The sequence below is a fragment of the Moorena bouillonii PNG genome (assembly GCF_001942495.1).
Classification (GTDB): Bacteria; Cyanobacteriota; Cyanobacteriia; order Cyanobacteriales; family Coleofasciculaceae; genus Moorena; species Moorena bouillonii.
Map to the genome: position 1 here is coordinate 5847465 of NZ_MKZS01000001.1, position 14878 is coordinate 5862342.

6 protein-coding genes and 1 pseudogene are annotated in these 14878 nt (G+C 44.7%); 4 read left to right on the forward strand and 3 right to left on the reverse strand.

Features of this window, described 5'->3' with window-relative positions; genetic code table 11:
- Window positions 1-188: 188 nt before the first annotated feature.
- Together BJP37_RS23735 and BJP37_RS23740 are read left to right on the forward strand one after the other, a co-directional pair.
- Window positions 189-2534: a CHASE2 domain-containing protein gene (locus tag BJP37_RS23735; protein WP_075902477.1), complete on the forward strand. Its 2346-nt coding sequence runs from the start codon at window positions 189-191 to the stop codon at window positions 2532-2534.
- 491 nt (window positions 2535-3025) lie between these two features.
- On the forward strand, window positions 3026-3817 hold the full coding sequence (locus BJP37_RS23740; protein WP_081431302.1) for a DUF928 domain-containing protein: 792 nt from the start codon (window positions 3026-3028) through the stop codon (window positions 3815-3817).
- Window positions 3818-4050: 233 nt separating this feature from the next.
- Here BJP37_RS23740 and BJP37_RS23745 read toward each other — a convergent pair whose 3' ends face one another.
- Both BJP37_RS23745 and BJP37_RS23750 read right to left on the reverse strand, forming a co-directional pair.
- Complete coding sequence (locus tag BJP37_RS23745; RefSeq protein WP_075902479.1) at window positions 4051-6957, reverse strand: CHAT domain-containing protein; 2907 nt, start codon at window positions 6955-6957, stop codon at window positions 4051-4053.
- A gap of 394 nt (window positions 6958-7351) precedes the next feature.
- Window positions 7352-10978: a two-partner secretion domain-containing protein gene (locus BJP37_RS23750; RefSeq protein ID WP_075902481.1), complete on the reverse strand. Its 3627-nt coding sequence runs from the start codon at window positions 10976-10978 to the stop codon at window positions 7352-7354.
- A 276-nt stretch (window positions 10979-11254) separates the two neighbouring features.
- Here BJP37_RS23750 and BJP37_RS42840 point away from each other — a divergent pair, with 276 nt between their 5' ends.
- Entirely contained in the window at window positions 11255-11647 is a 393-nt protein-coding gene (locus BJP37_RS42840) for a hypothetical protein (protein WP_075902483.1), read from the forward strand.
- Between the two features lie 3 nt (window positions 11648-11650).
- Here BJP37_RS42840 and BJP37_RS23760 read toward each other — a convergent pair whose 3' ends face one another.
- The gene (locus tag BJP37_RS23760) at window positions 11651-12775 is read right to left on the reverse strand and encodes a tetratricopeptide repeat protein (RefSeq protein ID WP_229415431.1); all 1125 of its coding nucleotides are present in this window, start codon (window positions 12773-12775) and stop codon (window positions 11651-11653) included.
- Window positions 12776-13626: 851 nt separating this feature from the next.
- Here BJP37_RS23760 and BJP37_RS23765 point away from each other — a divergent pair.
- Window positions 13627-14823, forward strand: a pseudogene (locus tag BJP37_RS23765) (RNA-guided endonuclease InsQ/TnpB family protein); the annotation flags it as partial.
- Window positions 14824-14878: the final 55 nt, after the last annotated feature.

Below are 14878 nucleotides of genomic sequence, written 5' to 3' on the forward strand. Positions count from 1 at the left end.
AACATAGTTGTTGTGCCGGGGAATCCCCATCCCTCTACAGGGTGGGGAGGTTCAATGAGAAACTGACTCAGGGAAAGCATCGTCTATAAATCCATCCCTATTGCATAAAATTTATTAAGAAGTAACGGGTAATGGGGAAGATTGTTATCGATTACTAATACTTAATACCTAATAACTAATTACCAAAAATGGGAAAGTTAGTTGTCCTGAGTCTAGATGGTGATTCCCAGCAGCAGGGGTTTCAGGTACGCTTAGAAATTGGTGAAGAAGGGTCACGGCCAACACTCGAAATGACAGGTTACTTGCCTGCAGCTTCAGAACTGACTACTTACTTACAATACCATTGGCTCCAAAAATATCGGAGCCTAGGTTCACCCGCAAGAATCCAGCCCGGAAAAGTTATCTATGGTGGTTCCATTAGCCAACGGCTCAAGGAATGTCGGGATTCAGCGAAAGAATTAGGTAATAGACTCAAACGATGGCTCGATTCTGAACAGTTTCGTCCTATTGATAAGCGATTACGGGAAGAGTTAAACCCAGAAGAAGCGATTCGGGTACTGATTCGCACGGAAAATACCCAGTTACAAAAGCTGCCTTGGCATCTGTGGGATTTTTTTGAGCGTTACCCCAATGCTGAAGTTGCTCTGAGTGGAACACAGTTTAAACGACCCGATAAACTTCCTGTATCTACCGGGAAATCTAACGTTAGAATTTTATCAATTTTAGGTCATAGTGCTGGTATTAATATTAAGGCAGATCGACAACTACTGGAGAAGTTACCTCATGTAAGAACAGTCTTTTTGGTGGAGCCTAAACATCACGAAATCAATGACCAGTTATGGGATCAACCTTGGGATATTATCTTTTTCGCAGGACATAGTGAGACAGAGGGGGAAACCGGTCGAATTTATATTAATCCCATCGATAGCTTAACCATTGATGAGCTGCGCTATGGCTTCCAAAAAGCCGTGGCACAGGGCTTAAAACTGGCAATTTTCAATTCTTGTGATGGGTTGGGATTGGCAAGGCAACTCCATGATTTGCAAATTCCCCAAATGATTATAATGCGGGAGTTGGTGCCAGATCAGGTCGCTCAAAACTTTTTGAAGTATTTTTTGAAGGGGTTTGCTAATGGTAAGTCTTTATATCTGGCAGCGCGGGAAGCACGGGAGCAATTGCAGGGGTTGGAGCGTCAGTTTCCCTGCGCCAGTTGGTTACCAGTAATTTACCAGAATCTAGGACAAGAACCCCCAGCTTGGGCAGATTTGTGCCAAGAGTCAGAAATACCATCGCAAATACCATCAGAAATACCATCAGAAATACCATCAGAAATACCATCGGTCTCAGGGAAACCCAAGAGGCGTAGTGTCCAGACAGTGCTGATATCTAGCATAGTGGTGACTAGCTTAGTAATGGTAGTGCGATCGCTTGGCCTATTCCAGCCCTGGGAACTGCAAGGGTTTGACCAGTTGATGCGGCTGCGACCCAATGAAGGACCAGATCCACGACTATTATTAGTGACAATCACTGAAGAGGATGTGCAGTCTCAACCTAAGGAAGAAAGAAGAGCCGCCTCCTTATCGGATCGTTCCTTAGCAAAACTGCTGGCAAAGCTGGAGCAGTATCAACCGAGAGCTATTGGTTTGGATATTTATCGGGAGAATCCTGTGGGAGGGGAATACCAGGATTTAGCGACTCGGATGCAAACTAGTGATCACTTTTTTGCCATCTGCCAATACGGAGACCCAGGAGTTTCCCCACCTCCAGAAGTCCCAGAGGTTCGCCAAGGCTTTAATAATGTTTTACTCGACCCCGATCGCATTATCCGTCGCCATCTGTTGGCTGTAGGGTCACCATCTCCTTGTCAGAGCTACTACTCATTTAATGTCCAGTTGGCAACACGTTATCTGGCTGATCTAGGAATCCAGTTGGAGGTGACAGAAAATTACTTAAAGCTTGGCACTACAGTTTTTAAGACCCTAGAAAAGGATTCTGGTGGATATCACAATCTAGACTCTCGTGGTCAGCAACTATTACTGAATTATCGAGCTTCCGGTCAAATTGCTGAGACCGTTTCCCTTGCAGAGGTTCTCACGGATCAGTTCAATCCTGACTTAGTCAGGAATCGCATTGTGATCATCGGTACCATTGCGCCTAGTTTTAATGATAATTTTTGGCGCACACCCTACAGTGGTGGTCAGTGGTCTGTTGAGACCATGAGTGGGATAGAAATTCAGGCACAGATGATCAGTCACATCCTCAGTGCAGTGCTGGATAACCGACCGTTGATTTGGTGGTGGTCTGAGCCTGGTGAAGCGCTCTGGATTTGGTGCTGGGCTGCGCTCGGGGGTACGGTTGCTGGAAACTTTAACGTGCTGCGTTCCGTCGTGTTGGGTACTGGAACTGCTTTGGTTGTTTTATATGGAAGTTGCTCGGTTTTGCTGATAGTAACAGGTGGTTGGGTGCCATTAATTCCCGCTACTATAGCATTGGTGGCTACTAGTGTAGTCGTTTACTGTCGTTTACAAAAGTGATCATAGTCATTGACTCGTCATTAGTCATTAGTCCTTAGTCTTTTGTGATCTACATTAAATCTCTTGATAATTACAAATGACCAATAACCAAAAATACTTTTTGATAACCCCCCTTTAGGCAAGCATTATAGTAGTTGATGCTATAATAAATCGGGGCGATATAGCAATAGAAGTATAGTTTGGTAGATCGTATTTTGCTTTAAAACGAGCAGGAACTAAAGCCGTGGTTCAGGCTACGGGAACGGAGCAGGGAGCAGAACTATGTCTTAACTTTTACTTCCACTGCTATAGGAACAAATTTTGGGTGGACATACTGAAAAAAATGGGGTTTTTAACCCTAGTTTTGTATGGCTAATTCCTAATTAATAATCACAACAATTAACCTGATTTTATCTGGAAATAGTGGTGATATACAGGGGTGTTAATCTGAATCCATCAATTCGATGTATCAGGTAAACATCTGTCGATGTTGATCTGAATTTTGAGTTATCATGTTAACTAAATTATTTCGGCTTAAATACCTATTTGCCTCTAATTTAGTCTTTGTTGGCTGGATCAGCTGTTTCTTGGTCTCCCGAGTAGAGGCTGATCAATCCATCAGTCTTGGGCAAATACCACAAGTACCAATTTACTTTATCAATCCCAAACCCCCAGACAATGGGACTCCTTCTGCTCCTCACGGTACGGGAACCCGTGGTGATTGCCTATACAAGGCAGAGCTTCCACTACTGACTCCTTTAGTAGGTGGTTATAATTTGGATTTAACGGTTAGTGATTATCCAACCTTTTGGATATATATACCTTACACCTCAGAGGATGCACCGTCGGGAGAATTTTCCTTGCAGGATGAGGATGGGGAAAACGATCTTTACCGAAAATCTTTCAACCTACCAGACCAGCCAGGCATTGTTAGTATTAGGCTTCCTAAGACAGAAAAGTCCTTGGAAGTTGGTCAAACCTATCGTTGGAATCTAGAGATCAATTGCCCTTCTACAGAATTATCCAATCAATTTCCAACTCCAGCGTCTGTGACAGGACTAGTTCGCCGAGTTGCCCAGTCTCCAGACCTAGAAAGGGAGTTAAATGGGGCTAATACTCCTCTAGAGAGAATTGCAGCTTATGGCAAGCATCACATATGGTATGATACCCTAACTGAGCTAGCTGAATTACGGCTGCAAGATCCACAAAATATGACTCTTGAAACTGCTTGGATTAAGCTATTGACTGATCAAAGTTTCGTAGAAACAATTTCTAAAACAAACATTTTGGGTAACCTTCAGTAAATTATAGCGGTGCTCGTTTTAGAAGTTAGAAGTTAGAAGTTAGAAGTTAGAAGTTAGAAGTTAGAAGTTAGAAGTTAGAATTATAACAGACAACCTACCCTACACCGAATACGGGGCGAACAACATTTAACCTCTCAACCTGCAACATTCAACCTACAACATTCAACCGGCAACATTCAACCTCTCAACATTCAACCTCTAATATTCAACCTTTAACTGAAACAGACTGGAATTTATAGCCAATTCCCAACCAAAATAAACGGTGCCCAAATATGAGGACGATGGTAGTCTGTGCTGGGATATTTCTTCTTCAGAAACGCTAATTGAGCATTTCGCAGGGCTTCCGCTTTAGTCAACTGTGGATTATTTAACTGTTGGTAGAACTGATTCATAAATTCGGCTGTAGAGCCATCATTAACTTGCCACAAGGTGGCTAGGGTACTGCGTGCTCCTGCTCTAATGGCTATTCCAGCTAGTCCTAAAGCGGCTCTTTTGTCCCCAGTAGCAGTCTGACAAGCACTCAACAACAACAGTTCAATGGGGGTGGTGCCACTGGGGTCACTCACCCGCAGTAAGTTATCTAAATCCTTGACTTTGATGCGTTCATCCCAGTCTAGGATAAATGTTTGCTCTGGGTTGGAACTGAACTGACCGTGAGTAGCAATATGAACAACATTGAAAGAGGCTGCGGTTAGTTGATTTTGCAGGTTTTCTTTGATAAATTCCTGATTTTCGAGTTTCTGACTACGGTTTACCTGTTCCCCAATTTTTGTTAACTCGAATGCTACGTTATCGATTGGGCCTAAACCTTCTTTTTTAAAGCTGGGAGCGTTAGTAGCTCCAGCAATTAGGGCTCTGAGCTGTTGCCGTGGTAATGGTTTGGGGTCCACTAGCTGTAAGCCAGGGGTCACAGCTACAGCATACCGTTCTATTAAATACTGTTTGCCATCATAAAGGGCTGCTACAGGAACATTTCGTAATGACCCATCTAGGACAAATACTAGGTTTTTTATTGGGCTTTGGTCTCCTGAAGGGTGACTGTCTAGTTCTTCTTCAAAGGGTCTGATTAGCCAGTCATAAATTTGTTGGGATTCTTTTTTGACTTTGCTAATACTAGTGCTACGTCTTCTTAGGACATTCCTAAAGTTTTTGACCGCTTTGTCTACTTGAGCTTCTGATATGTTACTATGGATATAGTAACGCAAGTTATCTGGTTCAGGCAATTTGAAAATTACCGCTAAGCCGTCTTTTAAGATAATCGGGTAAATGACGGCTGCTGTGGGGTCTAAATTGTCAATGTTAACCTTTTCTGGCTTGGCGCAGGCGTCTCGAAAGAAGTTGTCGATTTCAGCAAGCTGGAGTGCTTCAATAGCATCACGGGCTTGTTTGAGATTATCGTTACTTGGTTGAGGAGAACGCAATAGTAAATCAACTAACTGTCGATAAACCGGTTCTACTTGTTCTCGGAAGGAAAACTGGATGTCAGGATTGAGAGTAACTAAATCACTGCGTAAATTCGTTAAGGTATTAGAGGCTTGGGTATAATAAGCGATCGCGGAGCGTGACCAAAGGTCAATCGCATCCTGGATCAGGTCGTTTACTGCTTCGGTATTACTATTTCTGGTGGTAGTGGCTTGTTCGGCTTGAGCGTTCAGTATACGTCCCATTTGCCACTGCCACTGATAAGCAATATCCGCTGCATTAATCCCTTGGGCAATCAGAAGTGCTGACTTGGTAAAGGTTATGGCATTTGACCAATCGTTGGTTTGTTCAAACCAGTTACCAAGGGTGCCCAGGGCATAGGATTCTGCTCGTTTGTCTTCTAGGGTTTTAGCTTGCTCAATGGCTGTGTTGAGTCGTTGAGCAATGTCTTGGGAATTGGTAATTGGTGTGGAAATGTGCGATCGCGTAGCGTGACCATTCGCGTAGCGTGGCCTTTTGGCCAAGGTCAATCGCGTAGGGGCTCTTTCAGAGCATCGCAATTCTCCATTTCTGATCGTGATCAGACTTTGAGCGAAATTTACGTGGGCATAAACTGATGCTCTACTGGATGGTAATTTAGTTAGTAATGTCTGGATTTGTGGCAATAAGGCTTGAGCAGATTTCTCCTGGTCTGTCTCGATCAATAAACTTAGCTGATTCAATTGTGCTTGAATTTGGGTGATTGGTGAGGTGGTGGTTGCTGCTGCTTGTTGATAGTGAGTTATAGCGTCTTGGATATACTGCTGGAATGCTTTGTTGTTATTGGATTCTTTTGCTCTTGTGGCTAAGGCTCGCTCAGTATTACCTAAACTCAGCAACCCTTGACTCTCGGATTGGGAAGATTGTATTCGTTGTGCGACTGTCCAACTTTCGGTTAAGGTCTGTTTAGATTCCTCTAAATCCCCTGCTTGTCGAAACACATTACCAAGATTGTGTAAGCCAATCGCTTTTAGAGGAGAATCCGGTTGTGCCAGCAGGGTTTGTCTTACCTGAGTTAGTAGCTTCTTGGCTCGACGGTAAAGTCCCAAAGATTGCATGGCTTGGGCTTGATTAATCTGGCTACCAAGTACACCAACCCGATCATTGGCTTTAGCATACAGTGCTTCAGCATTTTGCCAGATGTTCAGGGCAGCTTCAGCATTTCCCTGTACCAATTGCAAACGCCCTTGAGTGTTCAACACTTGAGCCAATACTCGTTCACTCCCCCTAGATACGGTTTCTAGCAACGACAAACTGGAGTCAATGGCTGCTTGGGCTTTATCCCATTCCCCAAGTTGCTGAGTCACTAAGGACAGCAAACGCAGGGCTTGGGCTTGGTTGAGGATATCTCCTGTGGCTTCATAAGCTTGTGCTGCCTGCTGCAATACTCGTGCAGCATCAGAATACTGTCCAGCATCGTAGTATTGTTTGCCTGCTTCCAACAGCAAGTAGTGTTTCGTGGGTTCTGCTTCCTGTTGCCTCCTGCTTACTGTTAGGTTCTGCTTGGTGTTGCTGAGGGTTGAGTTTTGATCGCTAATTACTGAGTGCTGATGGCTGATGCCTGAGTGCTGATGGCTGATGGCTGATGGCTGATGGAAACCAGAGGGTAGTGCGTGTACACCACGGCTTAAGATTAGCCCCAACAAGGTAATCACAATAAACTGAATTAGGCGCTTCATTTATGGCAGTTCTCAATTCGGTGAGGTAAATACTCCCAGGTTTTTAGGGAACAGGGAACAGGCAACAGGCAACAAGTAACAGGCAACAGGGAGCAGGGAAAAGCGATCGCACAGCTTCCCCCTTGTTAAGGGGGACGGGAGGGGGATCTATCTTGTTAAGGGGGACGGGAGGGGGATCTATCTTGTTAAGAGGGACGGGAGGAGGATCTATCCTCTGGCTTCCCCCTTGTTAAGGGGGACGGGAGGGGGATCGATGCTCTGGCTTCCTCCTTGTTAAGCTTCCCATTTCCCGCTTCTAACGACTCCCGACTCCCGATTCCCGATTCCCGACTCCCGACCCAAATGTAAAAAACCTACCCTTATCAGGTAATACGCTCTGGTTTCCCAGAAAAACTTACCGCAGCCGCTTAAGGGTTTCCTGAAGCATCGGACAATCTACTTGGTGTAACCAAGTACCCTTCGGAGTCATTATTACTGGATGGGCGGTGAGAATTACCTTGCCGTTGGCACCCATAACCCAGCCTTGGGCTTCCACAATTTGTTTAGGTTTAGGGTTCTTGGTCTGTGGTTGATTAATCTGTATTTGATGCTGCCTTGACCTTAAGCGACGTTTCGTGATCCTAGTTTGAGGTTGCTGATCCTGCCTTGACCTTGACCGATCTTTTCTGATCCTAGTTTGAGGTTGCTCAGTGATACGGGAATCGTCCCAGGTAGCAATAGGGTTTAGGGTTTCCTTGGGAGAAATCGGTAAGCCACCACTACCTGTGGCAGTAAATTCACTGCTCTGACCCGCAGCACAGAGGTTTCTTTCAATTAGTTTAGAGCGGTCAATGACATCAGCCCTTACCTCCGTTGAAATTGAGCTGTTGTCGGCAAGCTCGACAGAGTCAGCATTCTCAACAACAATGCTTCCAGAGGTTCCTGTACCAGAGGTAGATGCAGAAATCTGCCCTTGATCCTGGATTGTCAGCTCTGGGGTAGTAATCGTGATCGTTCCATCAGCCCCAGCGCCTTGAGTCTCTGCTAACAGTCCGCTATTGGGATTTGCGATCACCACCCTGTTATCCATATTCAGGAGATCGATATTCAGGGTAATGTCACCAGCCCGACCTTCCCCAAAGGCAGTGGTGCGAAGTTGTCCACCAGTAGTAATTTCGAGAGTATTAACATCAATACTTATCGTCCCACCAGCCCCAGCGCCTTCGGTAGAACTCGATACAACTGCCCCATCCCGGACAATCAACTTTTCTGTATCAATGTTAATGCTTCCAGCATCGCCAAGTTCATTTCTTTCATCGTTAATGAATTGAGAGTTAGCGAATATACCACTTGGAACTACATTATTCTGATCATCCATAGCAGTGCCAACTAACTCGACCAAGTCCGAAGCCATGACTGTTATATTGGCTCCCTTACCCTCATTTCCTGTTGCTGCGCCAATTCTTGAGCCATCACGCACGAATAGTTTCTCGGTGCGAATCTTTAATTCCCCAGCATTCCCTGAACCAGTGGTATCAGCAGCAATCACCGCTCCATCCCGGAGAGTCAATGTAGATGTTTTGACCTCCAACTTACCGGCATCACCTGAGTTCAAGGTACCGGTAGCCAAGGCAGCCTTACCCGACAATGTCACTGACTCAGTGGCATTTATGCTTAAATTTCCCCCAGCCCCTGCTTTTTCTAGACTTGTGGCAACAGTTCCTGCGGCTACTCCAGCTCCATCCTTAAGTGTTAAACGTTGGGTATTAATGGTTAAGTCCCCTCCCTTTCCAGTACCTTCAGTAGCAGTCGTCAACCCTGTGAAAATCTCTCTGATAGCGGAGGCTAACTCTTCGTTAGGAGTAGGGATAAATGGACCCGTTTCGTTACCCACAATTTCCACCGACTCAGCGTAAACAGTTAAATTTCCACTGTTGCCACTACTATCTCTTGTCGTAGCTGTAGTAGCTCCAGTGTTGGGAGTAAAATCTCTTCTAATAGCTGTAGTAGCTCCAGCTTGACTATTCTCTGATTCTTGGTTTTGGGCTTGGTTTTGGATACTCAAGGTTCCTCTAGTGTTAATGGTTAAGTTCCCAGCGTCCCCTGGTCCAGCTGTAATCGTTCCCAAGCCAGACCCATTCAAAACTTCTCGGAGGATCAGTTGTAGGCGTTCTGAATTGCTCAAGGAGTTGAGCAATTTTTCGAAATTGCTGAAGGCTAACCCTTCTCTATTAATTAATGTCACTGACTCAGAGGCATTGACAATTAAATTTCCTCCTACACCTGCTCCAGTTGTAAAGGTAAGAACACCAGCGTCATCAAGCAAAAAATTGCTACCGCTGTTGAGGGTGATCTTACCCCCTACTATTCCACCAGAAACAATGAAAGAACCTGGATTGAGGGTGATGTTATCATTGGCCAAAAACGTGACATCACCGCCATTGCCAGAGAAAGGATTAAACGGATTATTATTTGGAATAGCAATGGTATTAACTATACCGTTGAGGGTAATGCTACCGCGAGAATCGATAGTAACTGACCCTCCCTGGGATAGTTCACCGTTCTGAATGGCTAGATTTTCCAGGGTTGGCACTAACGAACCTAGAGTCGCTGAAACTTCAATATCTCCTGCTAGTGAAGGATTAGGCTTGTACTGATTGGTTAGCAAAACCTTTCCTGCCAACAGATCATTGGGAGATATGTTGAAGTCAAATATACTGACATTAGCAAAAGCGATGGTGCCGATTGTAATATCTGCACTGGTGGCAGTATTGGTTATAGTGGGTCTGCCAAAGAGATTCAAATTGAACAAGTCACCAAAGAATTGGTTGCCTGTCAGTCCAGGGATACCAACTTCAGTGGGATCTACTCCAGCACGAATATCAAGAGTCGGTTCAGTCTGACCATTAATATCGACTACTGTGCCATTAGATAAGGTAATGGCTTCGGAAATAAAGTCTATTCCTTCTGTACCTGTTTCATTGCCTGTAATGATCACAGAGTCGATCTCTACCGCTCCCCCTGCCAAGATATGTAGGGAGGTGCCTAGATAGCTGTTGAAACTAACATCCCCAACTGAGCGAATAATCGGGTCATCGGGACTAAACAAATCTCCGAGACTGCCATCGAGCTGTTCAATCCGGAAATTACCACCAGTCCAATAGTGGGCATCACCGGCGACAGTATTTTGCGTACGCAAAACCAGATCCCCACCGGAAAACAGACCACTGTCTGGATGGTTCAAGGCAAATATATCCACTCCTTGATTGCCCTGAATCAATAACTTACCGCCAGCAGCGGCAATAAATGGTCGCCCGATACTATCGCGTATTTGAACTGTATCTTCTCCATGGAGTGTCACATCTCCCCCAGCAATTAGTTGACCTTGTAAGTCAAGATTGCCAGCAGCTAGGGTGAGGTCTTGCCCCACTACTAAATAACCACCGTTAGTGATTATTGGTTTGGGGTGATTCAAGCCATACTGCAATCCGGGAGTAATAGTAATACTCAATAAAGGGGGGGCTTGTGGATTGGTGGCACTGAATTCTGTACCGTTGTTGAACACTAAACTATTGGCTGTACTGGCGACAAAGGAACCTGCCACATCCAACCTGGCATTCTGGCCAAACACGATGCCATTGGGATTGAGTAAAAACAGATTCGCTCCACCATCGACACCAAGAGTGCCTAGAATGTTGGAGATATTACTCCCGGTCACCCGAGACAGAATGTTCTCGATTCCGGCTGGATTGGCAAAGTAAACCCGCTGTAGCTGACCAACATTAAAATCTTGAAAGCTATGGAACAGGTTACTACCTCGCGCTGCTCCCCCTTCAATCAAGTCCCCTGGCTCTCCCCTAATCGTTGAATTTGGTGTTACCACTGAAGATTCATTACCCAAGGTTTGATCAGGGGTAATCTGGGCTAAAGCATAGTTCCCAGAAAAAGCAATAACCACCCATCCGATTAGGGTTATGGCTCCCTCAGTTAAGGGCAATATCCCTAGCCCTCTGGTTGAGGGCTTACTTTGCCGATTAGTCATCTTTTGCTACTGCACAACTAGCTAGTTGTCTGGAGTACCTATAGCAGTCGAATTTTACCTCTAAATTCTTATTTTCCTCCTGGGAAAGCCAGGGAGTTTACGGAATTTTTAGGTAATCTTTAACAAAAATTTACCGAAGTGGTGCGGATTGATAGTTTCGGTTTTTGACCTCTGAAACCGTTGGTATAGGGTTTATAAATGATATGTAAACTTTAATGGTCTTTTTTTAGTCTTTAATAAAACTCCCTAGCTCTTGCCCCTCTTGCTTTTTGCTTCTTGCCTTTTGCATTTTATAGCAATTATTTTGTTTACAACCCATATAAAAATTTTAGTTTAGATAAAATAGGTTTATCAGCTCAGAATGGACAGCGGTGTCTTGATGCAGTCGCTCATGGGGGAAACCACGGCAGTCGCTCATGGGGGAGACCCCCAAGACCGCGCTGCCTCCCCAAGACCGCGCAGCATCGCTTTGCTAGCTATTTGGAAATTAGTGAGCTCAAAGATACGGCTCAACAACAGGCAGAACAAGAGCGCCAACGGGCAGAGCAAGCAGAGGAAGCTTTAGAGGAAGCTCAAAAAACCTTGGCGCAAGAAAGAAATCGTATGAAAGCCTTGCGGTCGCAATTAAAAGCGAAAGGAATAGATCCAAAAGATTTGGACCTGTGCTGATCCTTATAGAAACTCTTGCAGTTGCTTCAGCAGAGACTCGGTCTGCTCAATACCTTGGTTATCCCGTTGACTCTGGTAAAGTTCTAGGGCTTTTTCCACAGCAGTGAGGGCTTCGGTGACGCGAGAACGTTTTTTTAAGGCTACTCCTAGGTTATAGTGAGCTTGGGCATTTTCCGGAGCCAGTTCAATTAAACGTCTATAGGTCACTACTGCTGGTACATATTGTTCTTGGGCTAGAAGAATTTTCCCGATGTACTCCTGTGCTTCTACTAAATCAGGTTGGGCAGAAACTGCTCGACGAAATGCTTTGAGGGCACTGGATAAATTCCCTTTTGATTCCAGGATTTGACCGATCTGGAGGTGAATGTCAGGATTACGAGGGGCTAATTTCACCGCTTTTTCAAAAGCCGCCAGTCCAGCCATCTCATCCCCATGAATCAACCAAGCTGTGCCCAAACTTAGTTGGATACGGGTTTCGTTCGGAGCAATTTCCGCTGCTTTTTGGAACACTTTAATGGCTTCTTCAGCATTTTCCTGCTCTAACCAGGCTGCACCGATTAACTGGTATACTGTTAGATTGTCTGGCTCAATTTCCAGGATTTTTTCATAGGTTTCTATAGCGCCTTGATAGTCCTTTTGACGTAGCAGGGTAATGGCCAAACCAAAATAGGCGTTAATATTCTCCCGGTTCAGTTTAGTGGCACGACGATAGGCCGTAGCAGCACCAGCATTGTCCCCAGCATTGGCGAGACTGTAACCGAGTGCGTAATGGAAATTAGCATTTTCTGGCTCGAGTGCGATCGCTTTTTTGTAAGCGGCGGCTGCTTCTTGGAATTTGCCCAGACTTGCCTGTAAGTAGCCAATGCCTGAAAAAATCTTAGGGTTTCCCTGCTCCAGCTCAGCTGCTTCCTTATAAATAGCAACAGCTTCCTCATAGTCACCAGCATCTACAAACTCTCGTGCTTGATGGAGAAGGTCATTGAGCTGTTGATTATACTGCTGTCGGCTAGATACCAGAGTTGGCATGGCTTCAGCAATTTCTGGCAGGGGGGTTGCCACTACGGAAAAAAATAAGCTAAGAAGGAGGAACAAAGTTTGCTGTAGCAAGGTCAATTTTTTCATGGTCATCAGTAGAGTGTACTTTGGGAGGTTCACTATACTGATGAGTTTTACCATGAACACCCGCTAATCGGGAAGGGTTAACCGGGATAAATTTTGGTTAAGTTTTGTTAAGCTACAGGATTGCTTGGGGTCAACTTATGATAATAACCCTTCCGGTTTAGACCGGAAGGGTTTGTTTTGGAAAATGTCTTTGTCGTTGCTCTAAGGTAGGTGATGCCGTTTAGGTATCCTTTAGCAACATAACTACCCCGATTAAAACTCTGACCACGATGGCTCTTCCGGATCTGTGGTTGAAAACGTATCAAAAGGCACAAAATTGAAAATAAACGTGGCTGGAACTGGCGGAATTACGTGATAGGTGTCGCTCGTCGTGTTGGGGGAAACGCTCGATACTTGATCTTTGATACTTGATGCCCACATTTCGCCAATTGGACTCCAGTCCAAGATATTTTTGACGACGTAATTAGCTTGACAAAGTTAGATAGGACTTACGCAGCAACTCTATCTCTCTCTATTTTTAGGGTTTCTCTTACGACCCTAATAGATAAAGGCATTGGAGATAAGGGTGTTTTTCTCCCAGTTTTGGGTAAGTCCTGATAACTTAACAATCCTGTTTTAGATGTCTTTATTTATGCCCCACCTATCAAGATATCCGGGAAGGTGAGAACCCCTACCTTTTAAAGAGGGTTTGAAGTTACCGTAAGATAGGCTCACCTTATTCAATTAACTTAAACCTTTTACCCATAACCTGCCGACCCTCATTAGCGAGCCTGTCTAAGGTTTCGTCTCCGGGATGAAACGGACGCGACGGGTTTTAAACCGTCCTGTCTATAATAGATCAAGGAGGTGATAGTAAGTTGTACAAAACAATTCCTGTAAAAGCATCATTCACTGACGAAGAAAATGCTTTTTGGGCGTTTCAATGTGAGCAAGCAAACAGCTTGATTAATTGTGCTATTTATTACACGAAACAGAAACACTATAGCTGGCTTCAGCAGCAAGAAGAGTCCTTTACGACTTATTGGAGGGGAGATGAACTCATATCTGGTTGGAAAACCTACAAATGCCACACAAAATACCCAGAGTTAGATAAAGCGTTAAAACTGAGTCCACACTATAAGGCTATGGCTGCTCAGTCAGCTCAACAGACATTAAAGACAGTAGGGGAATCCATTGCTAGTTACAACCAATTGGTCGGCCTTTATTACAAAGGTAAAGTTGACAGACCAAAATTGCTTAGGTACAGAAAAAAGGGGGGATTGGCTGCTGTTACTTTTCCTCGTCAAGCACTCAACTACAAAAAAGGTTTATTTTACCCATCGATCAGCAAAGAAACCAAGCCTGAACTAATCACCGAAATAGTACTAGAGCCACCGGATTTTATAGATCCGGACTGGGTGAAAGAGGTAACTGTTCGCCCGTACTTAGGAGAACTGTGGATTGACTGGGTAATTGATGACGGCAAAGAACCGATATCTGATAACCAGTACCTCGACTACTCCCAAGCTTGGAGTTTTGATCACGGTGGAACGAACTGGTTGACTGGTGTTTCAACCCTTGGAAAAAGCTTGATTATTGACGGTCGAAAACTCAAGTCGATGAATCAGGGGTATTGCCGATTAGTTGCAAAATACAAGCAGGGGAAGCCCGAATTTTACTGGGATTCCAACCTCGATTCGCCGTTCGCGTAGCGTGGCCTTCGGCCTCAGGCGACGCTACGCGAACGGGTACAACGGAAGCGCAATAACCAGATGAGAGATGCCATTAACAAGGCTGCTAGGTTTATCATTAATCGGTGCCTGAATGACCGCATTGGTAATCTGATAATTGGCTGGAACGAAGGTCAGAAGAACTGTTCTAATATGGCCAAAAGTGGTAATCAGAATTTTGTCATGATTCCCACTAAAAGATTGATCGAACGATTAAAGCAACTTTGTTATGAGTACGGAATCAAGTTAACAATTACCGAGGAATCTTACACCAGCAAAGCATCTTATCTGGACGACGACAGCCTCCCAAAAATTGGTGAAAAACCCAAAGGATGGAAACCGTCGGTGCGATTCGTTGGCTAGAAACCTTATCCCATAAGGATTTGGGGGATTAGCCACA

Bases quoted from the DNA above. Each gene is read 5' to 3' on its own strand.
- BJP37_RS23740 (WP_081431302.1), top strand. From the start codon at position 3,026: ATGTTAACTAAATTATTTCGGCTTAAATACCTATTTGCCTCTAATTTA.
- BJP37_RS23735 (WP_075902477.1), top strand. From the start codon at position 189: ATGGGAAAGTTAGTTGTCCTGAGTCTAGATGGTGATTCCCAGCAGCAG.
- BJP37_RS23760 (WP_229415431.1), bottom strand. From the start codon at position 12,775: ATGACCATGAAAAAATTGACCTTGCTACAGCAAACTTTGTTCCTCCTT.
- BJP37_RS23745 (WP_075902479.1), bottom strand. From the start codon at position 6,957: ATGAAGCGCCTAATTCAGTTTATTGTGATTACCTTGTTGGGGCTAATC.
- BJP37_RS23750 (WP_075902481.1), bottom strand. From the start codon at position 10,978: ATGACTAATCGGCAAAGTAAGCCCTCAACCAGAGGGCTAGGGATATTG.